Below are 20,967 nucleotides of genomic sequence, written 5' to 3'. Positions count from 1 at the left end.
GCGATGCCGGTGCGGTTGACCTACAGGATGGCGTCGAGGATGTCGCGTAGGTCGTGGGTGGGGGTGCGGCCGCCGACGCCGGCGTCGGCGCAGGCCTGTCGCCAGGCGGTCAGGCGGGTGCGATCAGGGCCTACCGGGCGTCGGACAGGTCGGAGGAGTAGGCGCGCCGCGCGGTCATGTGGTAGGCGTACGGCGTCTGAGGCGCGGCTCGACGGACACCATGTCCGTCGATGTCGGGCGAGGGCGAACCAGACACGATCGCGGGACGAGATGCGCTGATTCCGCGCGGGGGCGAGCCGGACCGAATGCATCCACTACCGGTCAGGTCGGGCATCTCGCACTACCGCTGCCGAGACGTGAATCGGCCGCTACTGACGCGAAGGCGAAGTAGACGTCCGGTCAGGACCTTGACCCGTTCCGTGTGGTGGAGGGAGCGACGGTGCCGCCTCCCGCCAATATGTCGCGACCAATCGCCGGTTGATCAGGCCGCCGGACAGCGCGGCTACCGCGTCCAGGGTGTAGCGGCGGCCGTCGGGGGTGGTCTTACCCCGCAGTCCCTGTACCCAGGCTTTCACCCAAGCGGCCATCCCCGACCCCAGCCTCCCGGGTTTGTGGGGGTCCAGGGAGACCAGGTCGGGGAGGTCCAGCGTCTCCAGGTATTCGCGGAGGGTCGCGGGCCCATCCTCACCGGGCCGCCAACGAACCACATGATCCGGCGGCGGCGGCGCCACCTCCTGCCAATATGTCCCGACCGTTTGCTGGTTGATCAGGTTGCCGGACAGTGCGGCTACCGCTTCCTGGGTGTAAAGGTGGCCGTCGGGGGTGGTCTTACCCTGCAGTCCCTGTACCCAGGCTTTCACCCAAGCGGCCATCCCCGGCCCCAGCCTCCCCTTTTCGTCGGGTTCCAGGGACACCCGGTCGGGGAGTTCCACCGTCTCCAGGTATTCGCGGAGGGTCGCGGGCCCATCCTCACCGGGCCGCCAACGAACCACATGATCCGGCGGCGGCGGCGCCACCTCCTGCCAATATGTCCCGACCGTTTGCTGGTTGATCAGGTTGCCGGACAGTGCGGCTACCGCTTCCTCGGTGTAAGGGTGGCCGTCGGGGGTGGTCTTACCCCGCAGTCCCCGCACCCAGGCTTTCACCCAAGCGGCCATCCCCGACCCCAGCCTCCCCTTTTCGTCGGGTTCCAGGGACACCCGGTCGGGGAGTTCCACCGTCTCCAGGTATTCGCGAAGGGTCGCGGGCCCATCCGCACCGGGCCGCCAACGAACCACATGATCCAGCGGCGGTGGCAGCGGCGGCGGTGGCGCCACCTTCCGCCAGTATTTCCCGACCGTGCTCTTGTTGATCAGGTTGCCGGACAGTGTGACTACCGCTTCCTCGGTGTAGGGGTGGCCGTCGGGGGTGGTCTTACCCTGCAGTCCCCGCGCCCAGGCTTTCACCCAAGCGGCCATCCCCGACCCCGGCCTCCCCTTTCTGTCGGGTTCCAGGGACACCCGGTCGGGGAGTTCCACCGTCTCCAGGTATTCGCGAAGGGTCGCGGGCCCATCCGCACCGGGCCGCCAACGAACCACATGATCCGGCGGCGGAGGCGCCTCCTGCCAATATCTCCCGACCGTTCGCCGGTTGATCAGGCCGCCGGACAGTGCGGCTACCGCTGCCTCGGTGTAGCGGCGGCCGTCGGGGCTGGTCTTACCCTGCAGTCCCTGTACCCAGGCTTTCACCCAAGCGGCCATCCCCGACCCCAGCCTTCCGAGTTTGTCGGGGTTTAGGGACACCAGGTCGGGGAGGTCCAGCGTCTCCAGGTATGCGCGGAGGGTCGCGGGCCCATCCGCACCGGGCCGCCAACGAACCACATGATCCGGCGGCGGCGGCGCCACATTTGACCAATATCTCGAGACCGTGCTCTGGTCGATCAGGTTGCCGGACAGTGCGACTACCGCATCCAGGGTGTAGGGGTGGCCGTCGGGGGTGGTCTTACCCCGCAGTCCCTGTACCCAGGCTTTCACCCAAGCGGCCATCCCCGACCCCAGCTTCCCCTGTTTGTCGGGGTCCAGGGACACCCGGTCGGGGAGTTCCACCGTCTCCAGGTATGCGCGGAGGGTGGCGGGCCCATCCTCACCGGGCCGCCAATGAACCACATGATCCGGTGGCGCCGGTAGCGGTACCGCGGTTGTGGATGTGGGTGGGGGTGGGGGTGGTGAGGGCTGCGGGGTCACCGGTCGGGCCGCAGGGGCCGGCATGGACGCCGCCGGCGTCTGCAGAGCTGCCGGGCCGGGCATGACCTGAGTGTCGGAGAGGTCCAGGGCAACCGTCCTGAAATACCCGGATCCGACAACATGGTCACCGTGGAATCCCGACCCGGCAGAGGTCACCGCGATGGTCACTTCATACACCTGCGACATCAGACGTAGCAGCGCCCCCTCAAGGTGAGGAACGGACGTCCCACGCGTGTCCAGGGCCTGCCGCAGCATCGCCACATCCGCCGTGGACAGACCATTCTCCTCCACGAAGCCGGTTCTGCCCACGACGTGGTCGAACTCCACCTGCAGACGATGACGCACATTCTCAGCTCCTGGCGCCAATGTCCGCTCACCCGCTGCGGACCCCAGCCCCAGCACACCGGCGAACCGCGTGAACAACCGGTCCCAGTCGTCCGACCACGACAACCCGGCCGGCCCGGACGGCAACAGGACAGCAGCGGAAACAGCGGCGTTGTAGTGGTTGTAGAGGGCGGGATTCGCCGGGTCGCCAGCGACGTAATACAAGCTGACCCCCCGGCCGTCCAACGGCCCGAACACCGCCACCGGGCTCACCCCCCACCCGGTGCGCTGCAACACCGTGATCCGACTACCCGTGGCATGAGCCAACAACGGCAGCAGGAACTCCCCACCCGGCCCACCCCACCGACGACCCCAATCAGCCACCGTCTCCACGACCTCGGCGAACTCGTCCGCCTCCAACGGCCCATCAGACGTAAGCAACACATGCACCAGATAGTCACGCGCCCGCTCCGGCGCCAACAACGCCACCTGAAAACCCCGACCACGCCCATTGACAAAATCCAACTGCTCCTGCGGCACCTCCGTCACCGGACCCGGATCCCACCCCAACCCGACCAACTCCGCACGCGCCTCCTCATACCGCTGCCCGACCCGCCCCACATCCAGAAACCCAGCCTCAGTCACCACACCACCCCCCAACACCCCCTGACCACCCAGACGTTCCACCAACCGCGCCACCACCTGCCCATCACTGAGCCCCCGCACCTGCCGCCACGGCTCCCCCTGCGGCAGAAACGCCCGCCGCATCACCACATCCGCCGGCAACCCCCCGACCCGAGCACCCAGATACGACAGGACAAGCCCCTGCAACAACCCATCCACCCGGCCCAACTCAGACCCGACCGGCACCACACCACCCAACCGCCCCACACCGACACGCACCCCACCAGGATCAGACAGCCACGCATACAGATCCGCCGGCAACACCCCCGCCCCCGCCAACACGTCCCGCACCCACACCGGATCAGCCGCCACCAACGCCGACAACACACAAAACCCATCAGCCGGCACCGGAAACTCCCACCCGGCCTGGGCAACCCCACCCACACCGGCCAGAACCCCCTCCCGCGCAACCCCCACCGGCGCCGGGTCTCCCACCACCGACGCCACCCACGCACCATCCTCATCAAGCGTCGGCACAGCCAATCGATCCAGATCCAGATCCAGATCCGGATCCGGATCCTGGTCCAGGTCCAGGTCCAGGTCCAGGTCCAGGTCCAGGTCCAGGTCCAGGTCCAGGTCCAGGTCCAGGTCCAGGTCCAGGTCCGGGCCCAGATCCGGGCCCAGATCCGGGCCCAGATCCGGGCCCAGGTCCGGCAGCCCCGGATCCTCCACGACTGCCGGGTCAAGAAGCGTCGGGTCAAGGAGTTCCGGGTCGAGGAGTTCCGGGTCGCGTTGAGACCGGTCGTGGTCCCCCGCGTCCCGCTGGTGCGGGACCGCCACGGTCGCGGTGTCCTCCACTGCTGAGGACGCCCACGGACCATCCAGCCCGGGAACTCCCATCAACGGAGACTCGGCCTGTCCGGTGTCCCGCGCCGGCTCCAACCCGCCGTCGAGTTGCAGTGTGCCCAGATCCACCCCCTCCAGATCCCAGGGGACGACACCCGGGAACGCCTGGACACCAAACTCCAGACCAGGACCAGACGAGCCGTCCTCGCCCACCGAACCGGACCTCGGGGAGTCAACCGGGTCGGCAACGGTGGTGTCAGCCCGCATCGCGTGCGGCGACGAACCATCCAGCCCGGGCACCTCCGACAGCGGGAACAGAGAATCGACCTGATCGGTGCCGTCCGGTGGCGTCCACCCCAAGCCCGGCGGCGATCCCGACAGATCCACCCCTGCCAGGCCTAGACCCACGCCCGGACCCAGGTCCGGCAACCCCGGATCCTCCACGACTGCCGGGTCAAGAAGCATCGGGTCAAGGAGTTCCGGGTCAAGGAGTTCCGGGTCGCGTTGAGACCGGTCGTGGTCTCCCGCGTCCCGCTGGTGCGGGACCGCCACGGTCGCGGTGTCCTCCACTGCTGAGGACGCCCACGGACCATCCAGCCCGGGAACTCCCATCAACGGAGACTCGGCCTGTCCGGTGTCCCGCGCCGGCTCCAACCCGCCGTCGAGTTGCAGTGTGCCCAGATCCACCCCCTCCAGATCCCAGGGGACGACACCCGGGAACGCCTGGACACCAAACTCCAGACCAGGACCAGACGAGCCGTCCTCGCCCACCGAACCGGACCTCGGGGAGTCAACCGGGTCGGCAACGGTGGTGTCAGCCCGCATCGCGTGCGGCGACGAACCATCCAGCCCGGGCACCTCCGACAGCGGGAACAGAGAATCGACCTGATCGGTGCCGTCCGGTGGCGTCCACCCCAAGCCCGGCGGCGATCCCGACAGATCCACCCCTGCCAGGCCTAGACCCACGCCCGGGCCCAGGTCCGGCAACCCCGGATCCTCCACGACCGCCGGGTCAAGAAGCGTCGGGTCAAGGAGTTCCGGGTCGAGGATTTCCGGGTCGAGGATTTCCGTGTCGCGTTGAGACGGGTCATGCCCATCCTCGCCGGGCCGCCACGTGGCCACGTGATCCGGCGGCGGGGGCAGCGGCGGCGCCGGCTCCCGCCAATATCTCCAGACCGATGTCTGGTTGGTCAGGTTGCCGGACAGTGTGACTACCGCAGCCTGGGTGTAGGGGTGGCCGTCGGGGGTGGTCTCATCCTGTAGTCCCTGCACCCAGGCTTTCACCCAAGCGACCATCCCCTGCCCCAATTTCCCGTTTTTGTCGGTGTTTAGGGACACCCCCTCGGGGAGTTCCACCGTCTCCAGGTATGCGCGGAGGGTCGCCGGCCCATCCTCACCGGGCCGCCAAGTGGACACGTGATCCGGCGGTGGGGGCAGCGGCGGCGCCACCTCCCGCCAATATCTCCCGACCGTTCGCCGGTTGATCAAGTTGCCGGACAGTGCGGCTACCTCATCCTGGGTGTAGGGGTGGCCGTCGGGGGTGGTCTCACCCCGCAGTCCCTGTGCCCAGGCTTTCACCCAACCGGCCATCCCCGACCCCAGATACCCCTTCTTGTCGGTGTCCAGGGACACCCCGTCAGGGAGTTCCACCGTCTCCAGGTATGCACGGAGGGTCACGGGCCCATCCTCACCGGGCCGCCAAGTGGACACGTGATCCGGCGGCGGGGGCAGCGGCGGCGCCGCCTCCCGCCAATAATTCCCGACCGATCCCTGGGTGGTCAGGTTGCCGGACAGTGCGGCTACCGCGTCCTGGGTGTAGGGGTGGCCGTCGGGGGTGGTCTCACCCCGCAGTCCCTGTGCCCAGGCTTTCACCCAAGCGGCCATCCCCGGCCCCAGCTTCCCCTGTTTGCCGGTGTTCAGGGACACCCGGTCGGGGAGTTCCACCGTCTCCAGGTATGCGCGGAGGGTCACGGGCCCATCCTCACCGGGCCGCCAGCGAACCACATGATCCGGCGGCGGGGGCAGCGGCGCCGCCACCCGCCAATATGTCCCGACCGTTTGCTGGTTGATCAGATTGCCGGACAGTGCGGCTACCTCATCCTGGGTGTAGGGGTGGCCGTCGGGGGTGGTCTTACCCCGCAGTCCCTGTGCCCAGGCTTTCACCCAAGCGGCCATCCCCGGCCCCAGCCTTCCGAGTTGGTCGCGGTCCAGGGACACCCCCTCGGGGAGTTCCACCGTCTCCAGGTATGCCCGGAGGGTCACGGGCCCACCCTCACCGGGCCGCCAACGAACCACATGACCCGGCGGCGGGGGCAGCGGCGCCGCCACCTCCCGCCAATAATTCCCGACCGTTTGCTGGTTGATCAGGTTGCCGGACAGTGTGACTACCGCGTCCAGGGTGTAGGGGTGGCCGTCGGGGGTGGTCTCACCCCGCAGTCCCTGTACCCAGGCTTTCACCCAAGCGGCCATCCCCGACCCCAGCCTCCCCTTTTTGCCGGTGTCCAAGGACACCCCCTCGGGGAGTTCCACCGTCTCCAGGTATGCCCGGAGGGTCACGGGCCCACCCTCACCGGGCCGCCAACGAACCACATGACCCGGCGGCGGGGGCAGCGGCGCCGCCACCTCCCGCCAATATCTCAAGACCGATACCTGGTTGATCAGGTCGCCGGACAGTGCGGCTACCGCAGCCAGGGTGTAGGGGTGGCCGTCGGGGGTGGTCTTACCCTGCAGTCCCTGTGCCCAGGCTTTCACCCAAGCGGCCATCCCCGGCCCCAGCCTCCCCTTTTTGTCGGGGTCCAGGGACACCCGGTCGGGGAGTTTCAGCGTCTCCAGGTATGCGCGGAGGGTCACGGGCCCACCCTCACCGGGCCGCCAACGAACCACATGACCCGGCGGCGGGGGCAGCGGCGCCGCCACCTCCCGCCAATAATTCCCGACCGTTTGCTGGTTGGTCAGGTTGCCGGACAGTGTGGCTACCGCGTCCTGGGTGTAGGGGTGGCCGTCGGGGGTGGTCTTACCCCGCAGTCCCTGTGCCCAGGCTTTCACCCAAGCGGCCATCCCCGACCCCAACCTCCCCTTTTTGTCGGGGTCCAGGGACACCCCGTCGGGGAGTTCCACCGTCTCCAGGTATGCGCGGAGGGTCGCGGGCCCATCCTCACCGGGCCGCCAATGAACCACATGATCCGGCGGCTCCGGTAGCGGGGCAACCCCACCCACACCAGCCGCAACCCCCTCCCGCGCAACCCCCACCGGCGCCGGGTCCCCCACCACCGACGACACCCACGCACCATCCTCATCAAGCGACGGCACACCCAATCGACCCAGATCCGGGTCCGGGTCCAGATCCGGGCCCAGGTCCGGCATCCCGGGTACTTCCGTCAGCGGGGACTCGGCCTGTCCGGTGTCCCGCGCCGGCTCCCACCCGCCGTCGAGCTGTGGTGTGCCCAGATCCATCCCCTCCAGATCCGAGGGGACGACATCCGGGAAAGCCTGGACACCAAACGCCAGACCAGGACCAGACGAGCCGTCCTCGCCCACCGGACCGGACCTCGGGGAGTCGACCGGGCCGGCAACGGTGGTGTCAGCCCGCATCGCGTGCGACGGGCCGCGTGGCGTGCTGGTCGAGGCGAGCAGGAACCCACCGACATCGGTACCGGCCGCGGTGACCGGCCGCCGGTGCCCGCCGGTCCGGCCGAGGAGACCGCTGATCGTGGTGGGCCGCCCGTCCCCATCGAACACCGCCACCCGGGTACCGGATACGAACAGATGCCGCAGCCACGGATCACGTACCGGATCCTCCGGCTCGGGCCGGTCCACCGCCCCGGGCACCAGAGGATCCCGCACCCGGATCCTCGCCGGCCCGGAACCCCGCGGCTGGCTGGAAAGAGCGAACACATGCTGCGGTTCGTTCGGTGGCGCGACCCTGACCACGACCATCGACCCCGGCACCGCCCGCAACCCCGCCAGCACATCCTCTCCCGCAACCCCGCCCGGCTGAGCGACACGCTCCGGTACCGCATCGAGGATCTCCATCAGCTGCGACCAACCCATAGTCGGCGCGAGCCGCCCATCCGCTCCCATGACCCGGTCGTCGAACACCACCCGGTTACCCAGCCGCCCGTACTCGGCCCGGAACACATCGAACGTCGCCGCCACACACCACCACCCGTCACCGCCGCCGGGACGCACCTGCTCCGCGATAGCCCAGTCACCGCCCCGCCGCCCGGACTCGACCATCCCCACGGCCAGCCCAGTCGCCGTTACGGCCGGCCCAGTCGCCGTTACAGCCGGCTCACCGCGTCCGCCAGGCTCACCACCGATCGGGTCGTCCCACAAGGACACGCCACTGAACGAATCCGTGTCACTGACTTCGCCCTTGACGGGGTCACGGCTGATCGGCTCGTCCGACGAGGAGAGGTCACTGACCGTCATGGTGTCGTGGAAACTGCTGTCGCGGCTGAACATGTCCTCACTGGAGACGGACATGTCACTGACTGACATCCGGTCGCTGGCGTTGTCGTGGATCGGCGTGCCGTCGGTGCGGGGGGCCGCGCCGACCGGCACCGGACTGCGGCCCCCGGCCGCATCCGGCGTGCCCGGAGTTCCCGGCGCGTCCGACGTGCTGGGGATCGCCGGCACGCTGGGCATGGCCGGCACCCCGGGCATGGCCGGCACCCCGGGCATGGCCGGCACCCCGGGCATGGCCGGGGTGCCGGGGGTGGCGGTGGCCTGGGCGAGTACCTGGTGGTATCCGTCGACCCAGTCCTGTCGGAAGGATCCGGCGAGGGTGTCGTGGTTGGCCGGCTCGACGCCGTACTCCTTCGCCAGGGCGGTGAACTGGGATTCCGCCAGGCTGGTCGCTGCTGCGGTGTGCTGCTCCGGGGTCACCGGCACCGTCGGCACGTCGGTGCGCCCGTGTGCCGGGGTGTCCGTGCCGGCTGGGGTGGCCTCCGGTGCGGTGGTGTCGGGGATGACCGCGGCCGTGAAGCGGGCGGGTAGGTCGGTGACCACCTGGCGGACCACGTCCGCCACGGCGTTGACCTGCGCGGCGTCCGGACCGGCCACCGCAGCCGACGGCACGGCCGACGGCACGGCCGACGGCACGGCCGACGGCACGGCCGACGGCATGGTGAGTGGTGCGGTGGGTAGTGGGTTGGTGCCGAGGATCGCGTCGAGGCTCCGGTCCACGTGGGTCCGCACGTCACGCGCGACCGCGGCGCGCACGGCGTCCGACGGCACCGCCGCCGCCCCGGCGGCCCCCGGCACGCCCGCGCCACCCGGCACGCCCGGGGTCCCCGGCGTACCGACGACCGCCGGCAGGGCAGCACCGCCCGGCACGCCAGCACCGCCCGGCAGGCCAGGGGCCCCCGGCACCTGAACGGCCCCGGGCAGGACCAGTCCGCCTTGCAGGGTGACGGGCGTCGGTGTGGCGGTGGTGAGGTACTGGTCGATGTGGTGCTGGGCGGCCAGATGCACGGCCGAGCGCAACGCCTGCCGGTCGAACTCCGCCGGCAACGCGGCGACGACCTGCTCCGGCCGTACCACCGCCGGGATCTGCCCGCCCGCCGGGATCTGCCCCGCGAGGGCTTCGGTGATGCGGGCGACGGCCTGGTCCCGGACCCCGAACAGGTACCGCTCGGTGAGCGCGGTGGCGGGTAGGCCGATCCGGAACAGGAAAGCGGGAACGGTCGGGTCGTTCTGCCGAGCGTCGGCCCACTCGGTGAAGACCTGCTCGACCGGCACGGGAAGCGCGGCCAGGAACTGCCGCGCCTGCCCCGTCCCGGCCAGGAGCCCACCGTAGTGGTCCACCAGTTCCCGCTGGAACCGCTGCCACTGCTCCACCACCGGCGCGCCGGCGACCGCTACCCACTCCGGCACGGGCACCACCGGCACCGTCGGCACCGTCGGCACCGAGAAGTTCGGCACAGACCACGACGGAACCGGCAGGTCCGGCGCCGACCACGACGGCGCGGACATGGTCGGTGCCGACCACTCCGGCACAGGCACCACCGGCACCGGCGGCACCGAGAAGTTCGGCACGGACCACGACGGCACCGGCAGGTCCGGCGTCGACCACGACGGCGCGGACATGGTCGGTGCCGACCACTCCGGTACCGGTGCCGGTGCTGACAGCGCCGGTGCCGGCACCGGCGGGACAGGCACCGGGGCCTGCCCCCCGGAGCCCGCACCCGCCGGATCGTCGACCTCCGGCTGATACGTGGACGGTGCCGGATTGACCGGAGCGACCGGCCTGCCGTCGGCGGTGAAACCGGTGCCACCGGGCATGTTCCACCGGGGCCGGGTCGGATTGAACCCCAAACCGACAGCCACGCGACGCGCAGCGGCCCCGGCCCCGGACGCGCCCAGCTCACCCGTCCCCGACAACGCCCCGGAAATCACGGCCATACCGAGACCGCCGGGGTCGTAGGTCCCGTCGACCATGTAGCTGGCGGCGATATCGCCGACCACCTCCAGGCCGACCTCCGACACCGGCACCATCCACAAACGGGTCAACAGGTCACGCGTGGTATCCGACACCCCGAACTTCGCCAGACCACCACCCACGACCCCCGCGAACCGGCCCAACGCCGGCCCGGCCGCCGTGGTCACACCCGCCACCGCCAACCCGTACAACGCCTGCTTACCGACCTGCGCCCAGTCGACCCCCGGCACCAGACCATCAGCCATCATGCTGATCTGCGCCAACAACGACGACCCCGGCATGAACAACATCTGAATCGCCGTGCTACTCGCCGCCGCCCGCACCATCGACGACCGCAGGATCGTCTGGATGATCGTCCGAACCTTCACGATGTGCGCCGCCGCCTCCACCGGCAGGAAGAACGCCATCGCGAACGCGACCGCCAACTCCGTCATCATGAAGATGAACATGACCAGCGCCTGACGATCCGTCAGCTCCATCTGGTTCAGGAAGCCCCGCATCGCCTGAGCCACGCCGACCTTCACGTCGGCGACCCCGTCCAACAACTCCACGAACGGAGCCGTCTGCGCCACGAACCGGTCGAAGACCTCACCCTCTCCCGCCGCCCCAACCACCTTGATCACCTGGGCCAGCTCCGGAACCAACACGGTCCGCAACCGCTCCGCCAACACCTCCAACGCGTTCAGGTCATACGCCAACACCGGCAGATTCGACCGGTGCAACCGCATCCCGGTGAACGCCTCCAACGCCCGCTTCGACGACTCACTGAGCCCAACGGAAGGAACCGCGGCCTCAGCCACCGCCAACGCCCCCTCCCCACCCCCACCAGGGGCACTCAATGCGAATCACCCAGCGGCGCAGACCACCGCCCCAGCCCTCGGCCATCTCGCCTCCGCGGATCAACCCCGCGTGCCACCACTCATGTCCGCAACCAGCTCGGCACCGGTGGCCTCGGCGTTCACCCCGACACAGCGAACCGGGTCCGCCTCCTCGCCCTGAAATCCACAGCCGCACGCATCTCCACCAACAGCTCCTCGTCGGTCAGCCCGATCATCCCCGTCACCCCGCTCTGTTGCCTCACGACTGAATCGCGGCAGTGGGTTCACCACCCCGACCGCACGTAGAAACCAATGGCCAAGGGTCCGCCCGAGGCCGGGACGGCAGAGTGACCTGCGGTGACCGCTCGGGCAGCAGCCGGCCACTGACGCAGCCGGCCTCGCCGTCGAGGTTGGCTGCCCCGTCCGACAAGATCACGAAGTGTCACCGCCGACATCGTCGGAGTTCGCTGATCCGGTTGCGGCGCCCACCCCGGTGGGTAGGTCAGACGCGTGAGAGCTTTCATGTTCGGGTTGGTGGCCTCCAGCGCGTTGGTGTTCGGTGCGTTGGCCGGCGTCTGGGTGCGTCTTCCGAAGAAGTGGCTGGCGGTGCTGCTCGCGTTCGCCTCGGGAGCACTGATCACCGCGTTGGCGTTCGAGTTGTTCGAGGATGCCTACGAGCAGGGCGGCATCTGGCGCGCGGCGGTGGGTCTGGTGGTGGGCGCGGCCGTGTTCACCGTGCTCAGCGCCGGGCTGGACCGGGTGGCGCAGGGCAGCCGGAAAGAGGCCCACGGCAGTGAGAAACTCGATCCGGACGCCGCTGCCCGCGATCGTGCCGCGTCGGCCGCCTCGACCACCGGAGCGGCGGGACTCGCGCTGCTGGCGGCGGTCACTCTCGACGGTGTGCCGGAGAACGTCGCGCTCGGGGTGTCTCTCGGTGAGGGCACCGGTGGGCTGGCGCTGCTGGCCGCGATCTTCGTGTCGAACTTCCCGGAGGCGCTGGTCGGCAGCGCGTCGATGCGCGCCCAGGGCCGGTCCCGGCGGTTCGTGTTGGGCACCTGGAGTGCGTGCGCCGCGGTACTCGTCCTGGCGGTGGTGCTGGGCGCCGGGCCGTTGTCGAGCGCCGCGCCGGAGACCATCTCACTACCGCTGGCGTTCGCCGCGGGCGCGGTGTTGGCGTCACTGGCGGACACCCTGATGCCCGAGGCGTACGAGAAGGGCGGGCCGCTGGTCGCGCTGAGTACCACCGCCGGATTCGTGCTCTCCTTCGTCCTCGCCACGTTGTGACCGGTGCGGGCGAGGTCGCCACGGTGCTGGTGGTCTTCGGGCGCGGTGTCCGGTGTGAACAGGGGCGCTACCTGTTGACGGCGGCCAGCATCGCCCGGGTCGAGGCCGCGGTCGGCTACGTCACGACACACACGTCCTCCTATCGGTGGTCGGCCCGGCAGGACCAGCCGCCACGCGTCGTCTTCACCGGAGGGTGGGCCGAAGCGTGCGACCGGGCGGAGCCCCCGCCAGCGGGTAGCCGCGAGGCGGACCTGATGGTGCGCCACGCCCGTCTGGCTGGTCTCGACGGTACGCCGACCTGCGGGCGGAGTCCCGTTCCCGCAGCACGCTCGAGAACCTCGTACAGGTTGCCGAGGACGGGCTACTACCCGACCACGTCCTGGATGCCTCGCATCCCCTGGGCATCGTGTCGCATGTCTGGCACCTGCCACGGAATCAGACTCCTCGCTGCCCGGGTGCCCGGGCTTCGGGGCGCGGCGCTGCTCGACGTGCCGGCGTTCGGTGGTGAACCGGAGAGGGGTGGGTCCGAGCGGCTGCTCCGGGTCGCGGCGCGGCTGACGCTGATGGGTGCGCGTACCAGCGCCGACCTGCTGCGCCGGGAGGAGCAGGCGATCACCCGGCTGCGCCGGGTGGAACGAGCGCTGCGTCGGCCCGGGACAGCCGGATCCGCACGGTGACAGTGCTCAGGTGGTCGCCGGCGACGGTCATCGCATGACCGGACGCCGAGCGGGGTATCGGTCGCGGTAGTCGTCGCCCGGCACCAGCCACCGCGCCGGACGACCCGACCACGTCGACGAGGTGCCGATGCCCAACGAGTCCTGCTCCCCCGGTCCGTGCGGCCCCGGCGGTCCCACCGCCCCGGGCGAGGCCCGGGTCGTCGTCCTGCTGCCCGTCTACCAGCCGGGTCGAGCACTGCTCGAACTGATCGACGATCTTCGCCTGACGGCGCCGGACGTCGATGTGGTCGTGATCGACGACGGCAGCGACGAACCGTCGGCCGATCGGGTGCTGCACGCTGCGCGGGACCGGGGATGCACCCTGCTTCGGCTCAGACGTAACCGTGGCAAGGGTATGGCCCTGCGGGTCGGCTTCCGGTACGCCGCCGCGCACCATCCGGGACAGCACGTTGGCCTGCGCTGACGCCGACGGGCAGCACCACGCCGCCGACATCGCCAGGGTGGCGGCCCGCACGAGCGAGACCGGACACCTCACGCTGGGCGTACGCCGTTTCGACGCGGGGACGCCGCTGCGCAGCAGGGCCGGCAACGCACTGACCCGTGTCCTGTTCGCCCTGGTCACCGGTCGTCCGGTGCGGGACACGCAGACCGGGCTCCGCGCGTACCCGTACGCGCTGCTCGATTGGCTGCGGCGGGTTCCCGGCGACGGCTTCGACTTCGACTTCGAGATGAACGTCCTGCTGTTCGCGACGCGCGACCGTCACGCGATCGAGCAGACGCGCGTCGCCACCCGCTACCTGGGGGACAACGAGTCGTCCCACTTCGGGGTGGTCACCGACTCGGCCCAGGTGTACTGGCCCCTGCTGCGTTTCGGCCTGGCGTCCCTGCTCGGCACCCACTGACCGGCCACCGGCCCGCCGACTCCGTCACGGCTCATCCCAGGAACCGACGAGCCCCGGTCGATCACGGGTGGATCGACCGGGGCCCGTCGGTTGGAGCAGGGTCAGACGAGGTCGAACCGGTCGAGTTCCATGACCTTGGTCCAGGCCGCGACGAAGTCCGTCACGAACTTGTCGCGCGCGTCCTGGCTGGCGTAGACCTCCGCGAGGGCCCGCAGCTGGGAGTTGGAACCGAAGATGAGGTCGACCGCGGTGGCGGTCCACTTCACCTCGTCGGTGGCCAGATCCCGGATCTCGTACACGTGCTCGTCGGACTCCGACGCCTTCCACCGGGTGCCCGGGGAGAGCAGGTTGACGAAGAACTCGTTGGTGAGCACGCCGGGCCGGTCGGTGAGGACGCCGTGCCGGGTGCCGCCGACGTTGGCCCCGAGGGAGCGCAGGCCGCCGACGAGGACGGTCATCTCGGGCGCGGTCAGGTTGAGCATGTAGGCCCGGTCGACGAGCAGTACCTCCGGCTGCGTCTTCTCGCCGGGGCGCAGGTAGTTGCGGAACCCGTCGGCGCGCGGCTCGAGGACCCGGAAGGACTCGACGTCGGTCTGCTCCTGGGTGGCGTCGGTACGGCCCGGACGGAACGGCACGGTCACCTCGACGCCGGCGTCACGCGCCGCCTTCTCGACGGCGGCCGAGCCGGCCAGCACGATCAGGTCCGCGAGGGAGATCTTCGCGCCGCCGGCGTCGTTAGACTCCCGCTGGATGCCCTCGAGGGTCTCCAGCACCGTCGCGAGCTGCTCGGGCTGGTTGACCTCCCAGCCGCGCTGCGGCTCGAGCCGGATCCGCGCGCCGTTGGCCCCGCCGCGCTTGTCGGTGGACCGGAAGCTGGCGGCCGAGGCCCAGGCGGTGGAGACCAGCTGGGCGGTGGTCAGGCCGGACTCCAGGACCTTCGCCTTGAGGGCGGCGACGTCGGCGTCACCCACCAGCTCGTGGTCGACCGCCGGCACCGGGTCCTGCCACAGCTGCGCCTCGGGGACCCACGGCCCGAGGAACCGGTCGACCGGACCCATGTCGCGGTGCAGCAGCTTGTACCACGCCTTGGCGAAGGCCAGCGCGAACTCGTCGGGGTTCTCCAGGAAACGGCGCGAGATCTTCTCGTACGCCGGGTCGACGCGCAGCGACAGGTCGGTCGTGAGCATCGTCGGCTTGTGCTTCTTCGACGGGTCGTGGGCGTCCGGGATGATGGCCTCGGCGTCCTTGGCGATCCACTGCTTCGCGCCGCCGGGGCTCGTGGTGAGCTCCCACTCGTAGCCGAAGAGGATCTCGAAGAACCGGTTGCTCCACTGCGTCGGCTTGTCGGTCCAGGTCACCTCGAGACCGCTGGTGATCGTGTCCCCGCCCTTACCGCTGCCGTGGGTGCTCAACCAGCCCAGGCCCTGCGCCTCCAGCGGGGCGGCCTCGGGCTCGGGGCCCACGTGGTCGTCGGCCACGCCGGCGCCGTGGGTCTTGCCGAAGGTGTGACCGCCGGCGATGAGGGCGACGGTCTCCTCGTCGTTCATCGCCATCCGGGCGAAGGTCTCCCGGATGAAGTGCGCCGCCGCGGCCGGGTCGGCGTTGCCGCGGGGGCCCTCCGGGTTGACGTAGATGAGACCCATCTCGGTCGCCCCGACGCCGGGCGCCATCTCCTTCTCGGAGGCGTAGCGCTCGTCGCCGAGCCAGGTGTCCTCCGGGCCCCAGAAGATCTCCTCGGGCTCCCAGACGTCCTCCCGGCCGAAGGCGAAGCCGAAGGTCTTGAAGCCCATCGACTCCAGGGCGACGTTGCCGGCCAGCACGAGCAGGTCGGCCCAGGAGATCTTCTGGCCGTACTTCTGCTTGACCGGCCAGAGCAGCCGGCGGGCCTTGTCCAGGTTCGCGTTGTCCGGCCAGCTGTTGAGCGGGGCGAACCGCTGGCCACCGTCGCCGGCACCGCCGCGACCGTCCTCGATGCGGTAGGTGCCCGCGGCGTGCCAGCTCATCCGGATCATCAGGCCGCCGTAGTGGCCGAAGTCGGCCGGCCACCAGTCCTGCGAGGTGGTGAGGACCTGGACGATGTCCTGTTTGAGGGCCTCGACGTCGAGCTTGGCGAACTCCTTGGCGTAGCTGAAGTTCTCCCCCAGCGGGTTGCCCTTCGACGAGTGGGCATGCAACACCGAGAGGTCGAGCTGGTTGGGCCACCAGTCCCGGTTGGTACGCGGACGACCGCCGGTCTTCGGGGTCGGCGAGTCGATCGCCGGGTTCTCGCTCTCGCTGCCGTGCGCGGTCACCGAGTCGTGCGCGACCGGGCAGCCGGCCGCTGCCTTCTCGTCCACGCCCTGCGCGCTGGCGGGGGCGTTGTCCTGGGTGTCGCTCATCTGCTTCCTTCCGACTGGCGGATCACTGGGAGGTGCGTTCGGTCGCACAGTCGGGGCAGGTGCCCCAGTAGACGACCTCCGCCTCGTCGACCGTGAAGCCGTGGTCGTCGGAGGCGGTGAGACAGGGGGCATGGCCGACGGCGCAGTCGACGTCGGCGATCGCGCCGCAGAAGCGGCACACGACGTGGTGGTGGTTGTCCCCCACCCGGGACTCGTACCGGGCCGTCGCACCGGCCGGCTGGATGCGCCGCACCAGACCGGCGTCGGTGAGCGCCCGCAACACGTCGTACACCGCTTGGTGGGAGACGGTGGGCTGGTCCGCCCGGACCAGCGCGATCACCGTGTCGGTGTCGACGTGCGGATGGTCGCGCAGCGCGGCGAGCACCGCCAACCGCGGTCGGGTCACGCGCAACGAGACCGCCCGAAGCTGGGTCTCGAAGTCGGGCGTCATGTGTTGAACATAGCCCAGTTTTGGAATGAATCAAGTTTTGTTTCGACTCGGACCCGCACGCGGACCAGAGCGGTCACCCGGCGCCGGACAGCTCCATCGCGACGTCGAGCTCGCGCTGCTTCGCCGGGGAAAGGCCGCCGATCCGCTCGCCGAGGTGCTCCCGGCCGAGAAACCGCATCCCGGCGCAGAAGGTCCTTCCGTCCATGGGCAGCGCCACCCGCACGACACCCTCCTCGGCGAGGCCCTCCTGCGTCCGCGCGAACCCCTGCCCCGCCGCGTTCCACACGCCCCTGCCCCGCCGCGTTCCACACGCCCCTGCCCCGCCGCGTTCCACACGCCGAACCCACTCCCGGCCCTCCCCGGCGTCACGTCTTGGCCGGGCTCGCCCTGGTGGAGCAGTTGGCCGCCGCGTTCAGCTCCGCTCGAAGACCAGCGTCGCGCCGATCCAGGTCTGCGTGACGGTCAGGGCGGCCAGATCCGTCGGCTCGGTCTCCAACGGGTCCGCGGACAGGAGGACGAAATCGGCGAACTTACCCACCTCGATCGAACCGATCCGGTCCTCCCAGCCGATCGAGAACGCCGACCACTCGGTGTACATCCGCAGCGCCTCCTCGATCGTGACCGCCTCCTGGGCGGCCAGCACGTCACCGTCGTTGGTGCGCCGGGTGACGGCGGCCTGCATAGCCGGGAAGGGGTCGTGCTGGTCGGCGGTGATGCCGATCGCATCGGAGTTGCCCGGGATCGGCAGGCCGTGGTCGATCAGCGTCCGGAACGGCATCACCGTCCCGATCCGGTCGGTGCCCAGGTGCGCGACGTATCCGGCCGCGGTCGTCATGATGAAGGCCGGCTGCGGAACGGGGACGACCCCGGAGGCGGCCAGCCGCTTGATCCGTTCGTCGGTCATGAACATGTTTCCCGCGTGCTCGATCCGGTGCCGGGCGACGCCGTGGCGCTCGGGCGGCAGTGCCAACGCGCCGTCGAGAGCCTGGTCCAGGGCACGGTCGCCGATCGCGTGCATGGCGATCTGGAGGCCCGCCTCGTCGGCGGTGGCGATCAGCGCGGCGACCTCCTTGTCGGGGAACGCCAGCTCACCGCGGTAGCCGGGCTGGCCGGGGTAGTCCCCGTGCAGGGCGGCCGCCCCCGCGGTGAGCCCGCCGTCGAGGAAGACCTTGAAACCGACCATCGCGAGGTGGTCCGGGTCGAGGGCGTCGATGCGGTCCCTGGTACGGCCGGTGCGTACGTCCTCGGCCGACAGCACCGCCTCCAGCTTCGGGTACAGCGCGGCGCGCAGCACCAGCTCACCGTCGGCAGCGAGCGCGGCGATCGCTTCCAGCCCCTCGCGGTGCAGGGGGATGTCGCCGACGGTGGTGACGCCGACGGCGAGATACCGTTCCTGCACCCGCCGGATCGCCGCCGCGAGTTCCTCGACCGTCGGTTGCGGGCCGCCGAGCGGCTCGAACATGTCGTAGGTGCGGCCGGTGGCGACGCCGGTGTCCGGGTCACGCTCGATCCGGCCGCCGGGCGCGTTCGGGGTGTCGTCGTCGACACCCAGCAGCTCCAGGGCCAGGGAGTTGAAGACGTTGATGTGGTAGCTCGCCCGGTACATCACCGGGTGGGTGGTGCTGACCCGGTCCAGGTCGTGGCGGTCGGGATAGCGCCCCTCGGCGAGCTTGAGATTCTGGTAGTGCTGCCCCTGACCGAGGATCCACTCGCCGGCGGGCGTGGAGCCGGCGCGCTCCGCGAGCACGGAGACGATCTCCTCGACGCTCGACACCCGGGACGAGCGGCAGTCGGCGGCCAGCTCCCAGGCATAGGCGAGCAGCTCCAGGTGGGAGTGGCAGTCCACCAGTCCGGGGATCACCACCGCACCGGCCAGGTCGACGACCCGCGCCCCTGCGGCCCCCGCGAGAATCTCCTCTGTCCTCCCGACCGCCGCGATCCGGCCGTCCTCGGCGCGGAAGGCCTCCGCGACGGTTCCCGCCTGGTCCATCGTGCGGACCCGACCGCCGACGAAGCACACTGTCTCTGTTGGCACTGCTCTACCTCTTTCCGGGCATGGTTGTCGAGCCTCCGTCGTGGTGGGGCGACGGTGGCGGATCAGGGGGCTGCGTCAGCGGACGGCGGGCATTTGCACGGTCTTGGTCTCCAGGTACTCCTCGACGCCGAGCCGCCCGCGCTCCCGTCCGAGGCCACTGCTGCGCATACCGCCGAACGGCAGAGCCGGCTCGCTGACCAGCGGAGCGTTGACGCCGACCGAGCCCGCCTTGAGCTTCCGGGCCACCGCGGTCGCGGCGGCCTGGTCACCGCCGAACACGTACGCCGCGAGGCCGTACTCGGTGGCGTTGGCCAACCGGACGGCTTCGTCGACGTCGGCGCAGCGGATGACGCTGAGCACCGGACCGAAGAACTCCTCGCCGAGTACGGCGGGCTGGCTCTTCCCCTCGGCGGTCAGCAGCGTCGGCGCCAGGAACGCGCTCGCCTCGTTCTCGGCGGTCCGGGCACCGCCCGTGACGAGCGTCGCGCCGCCCGCCACGGCCTCGGCCACCTGCGCCTCGATCCGTCCCACCGCCGCGTGGTCGATGAGCGGGCCCATCGTGGTCGCCGGGTCGCGCGGGTCGCCGAGGACGATCTGGTCGACCGCCGCGGTGAGTTCGGCGACCAGGTCGCCGGCCGCCGACTCGACGACGTACACCCGGTTGGCGGCCATGCACGCCTGCCCGGAGTTGAGGAACCGGGCCCGGACCAGGTCACGCGCGGTCCGCACGACGTCCGCGTCGGGCAGCACCACCGCGGCGGCGTTGCCGCCCAGCTCCAGCAGGACCCGCTTGATCGACGACGCGGCCTTGCGCATGACGAGTTCGCCCACCCGGCGCGACCCGGTGAGGCTGACACACGCGACCTCGGGGGCGTCCAGCAGGGCGTCGCTGACCCGCTGCGGATCACCGGCCACGACGACGTTCAGCACACCGGCGGGGAGACCCGCCTCCTCGAAACAACGGGCGATGGCCAGCGCGGTGAGCGGCGTCTGCGGGGCCGGTTTGAGCACGACCGTACAACCGGCCGCGAGGGCGGCGCCGACCTTGCAGGCCACCATGAAGGCCGGGAAGTTCCACGGCGTGATCGCCAGGACCACCCCGATCGGCTCGTGCAGCACGAGGGCGTCGCGGCCGGGCGCGACGTCGGACCAGGCTTCGCCGGGCAGACGCAGCGTCTCGTGGCTGAACCACTCGAAGAAGCGGACCGTGTTGCGGGCCTCGCCGATCCCCTCCTGCAACGGCTTGCCGGTCTCCGCGCTGATCAGCTCGGCGATCGCCTCGACCCGTTCCCCGAGCAGGTCGGTCGCCCGGCTGAGCACCTCGAAACGCTGCCAGCCGGTCGCCGACGACCACCCGTCGAGGGCGGCCGACGCCGCCGCGACCGCTGCACTGGCCTGGTCGGCGTCGGCGTCGGCGACCGCGCAGATCGTGGCCCCGGTGGCCGGGTCGTGGACGTCGAACGTGTCCGGGGAAATCACCCAGGCGCCGTCGATCCACGAGCCCGGACGGTCGCCCACGAGCCGGGCGACCAGGTCGGCCGGGCGGCTGCTCATCGCGCGTCCCCGGCGCCGCAGCAGGCGGCGTACTCGGCCTCGTCGACCTCGCCGGTCCACTCGACGTCGCCGAAGTGGAGCACCAGCTGGACCAGCTGGGCGGACGCGGTGGCGCCGTGCCAGTGCTCGACCCCGGGCTCGGTCCAGACGACGTCGCCCGGACGCATCACCACCACCTCGCCGCCGCGCTCCTGGATCCAGCCCTCACCGGAGACGGTGTAGAGCATCTGGCCGCCCGGGTGCCGGTGCCAGTGCGTGCGGGAGCCGGGCGCGAAGAACATGTTGAGGGCGCGCGTCCCACCCTCGGCCAGGACGATGTCCGACCAGACCTGTCCGGTCGTGGTCGCCGACCGCATGGCCGACACCCGGTCCGCGGGAATGCCTCGTCCGATGATCATCGTGCTCCTCCG

Annotated in this window: 11 protein-coding genes; 4 read left to right on the top strand and 7 right to left on the bottom strand. The window is 70.5% G+C overall.

What is annotated here, in order from left to right; all coding sequences use genetic code 11:
* Positions 1-368: 368 nt before the first annotated feature.
* The gene (locus tag GA0074694_RS20930; RefSeq protein WP_176738048.1) at positions 369-11,264 is read right to left on the bottom strand and encodes a hypothetical protein; all 10,896 of its coding nucleotides are present in this window, start codon (positions 11,262-11,264) and stop codon (positions 369-371) included.
* Positions 11,265-11,786: 522 nt separating this feature from the next.
* Here GA0074694_RS20930 and GA0074694_RS20925 point away from each other — a divergent pair.
* The 4 genes from GA0074694_RS20925 to GA0074694_RS20910 all read left to right on the top strand — a co-directional run bounded on the left by GA0074694_RS20925 (position 11,787) and on the right by GA0074694_RS20910 (position 14,139).
* Entirely contained in the window at positions 11,787-12,560 is a 774-nt protein-coding gene (locus GA0074694_RS20925; protein WP_218105758.1) for a ZIP family metal transporter, read from the top strand.
* A 455-nt stretch (positions 12,561-13,015) separates the two neighbouring features.
* Positions 13,016-13,237: a hypothetical protein gene (locus GA0074694_RS33085; protein WP_245714827.1), complete on the top strand. Its 222-nt coding sequence runs from the start codon at positions 13,016-13,018 to the stop codon at positions 13,235-13,237.
* 127 nt (positions 13,238-13,364) lie between these two features.
* Positions 13,365-13,700, top strand: a complete 336-nt coding sequence (locus GA0074694_RS20915; RefSeq protein WP_091461008.1) for a glycosyltransferase — start codon at positions 13,365-13,367, stop codon at positions 13,698-13,700.
* Positions 13,687-14,139: a glycosyltransferase family protein gene (locus GA0074694_RS20910; RefSeq protein WP_091461006.1), complete on the top strand. Its 453-nt coding sequence runs from the start codon at positions 13,687-13,689 to the stop codon at positions 14,137-14,139. The genes GA0074694_RS20915 and GA0074694_RS20910 overlap by 14 nt, the downstream gene beginning before the upstream one ends.
* A gap of 101 nt (positions 14,140-14,240) precedes the next feature.
* On the opposite strand, the gene katG is transcribed toward GA0074694_RS20910, so the two are convergent.
* From katG to GA0074694_RS20880, 6 genes are all read right to left on the bottom strand, one after another.
* Positions 14,241-16,517: a catalase/peroxidase HPI gene (gene katG / locus GA0074694_RS20905; RefSeq protein WP_091461004.1), complete on the bottom strand. Its 2,277-nt coding sequence runs from the start codon at positions 16,515-16,517 to the stop codon at positions 14,241-14,243.
* A 22-nt stretch (positions 16,518-16,539) separates the two neighbouring features.
* A complete protein-coding gene (locus tag GA0074694_RS20900) occupies positions 16,540-16,968 on the bottom strand; it encodes a Fur family transcriptional regulator (RefSeq protein WP_091461002.1) in 429 nt (142 codons plus the stop codon).
* Positions 16,969-17,041: 73 nt separating this feature from the next.
* Positions 17,042-17,254, bottom strand: coding sequence for a hypothetical protein (locus tag GA0074694_RS20895; RefSeq protein ID WP_091460999.1), 213 nt, complete (start codon positions 17,252-17,254; stop codon positions 17,042-17,044).
* 126 nt (positions 17,255-17,380) lie between these two features.
* A complete protein-coding gene (locus GA0074694_RS20890) occupies positions 17,381-18,958 on the bottom strand; it encodes an amidohydrolase (RefSeq protein ID WP_141714224.1) in 1,578 nt (525 codons plus the stop codon).
* A gap of 120 nt (positions 18,959-19,078) precedes the next feature.
* Entirely contained in the window at positions 19,079-20,557 is a 1,479-nt protein-coding gene (locus GA0074694_RS20885; protein WP_091460993.1) for an aldehyde dehydrogenase family protein, read from the bottom strand.
* Positions 20,554-20,955 carry a cupin domain-containing protein gene (locus GA0074694_RS20880; RefSeq protein WP_088983501.1) on the bottom strand — a complete coding sequence of 134 codons (402 nt, stop codon included), beginning with the start codon at positions 20,953-20,955 and terminating at the stop codon, positions 20,554-20,556. Before GA0074694_RS20880 ends, GA0074694_RS20885 begins: the two co-directional genes overlap by 4 nt.
* Positions 20,956-20,967: the final 12 nt, after the last annotated feature.

It is taken from the genome of Micromonospora inyonensis, assembly GCF_900091415.1.
In the GTDB taxonomy this organism is placed as follows: domain Bacteria; phylum Actinomycetota; class Actinomycetes; order Mycobacteriales; family Micromonosporaceae; genus Micromonospora; species Micromonospora inyonensis.
Note: the sequence above shows the minus strand (reverse complement) of the source record. Positions and strands in the feature narration are given on the sequence as shown.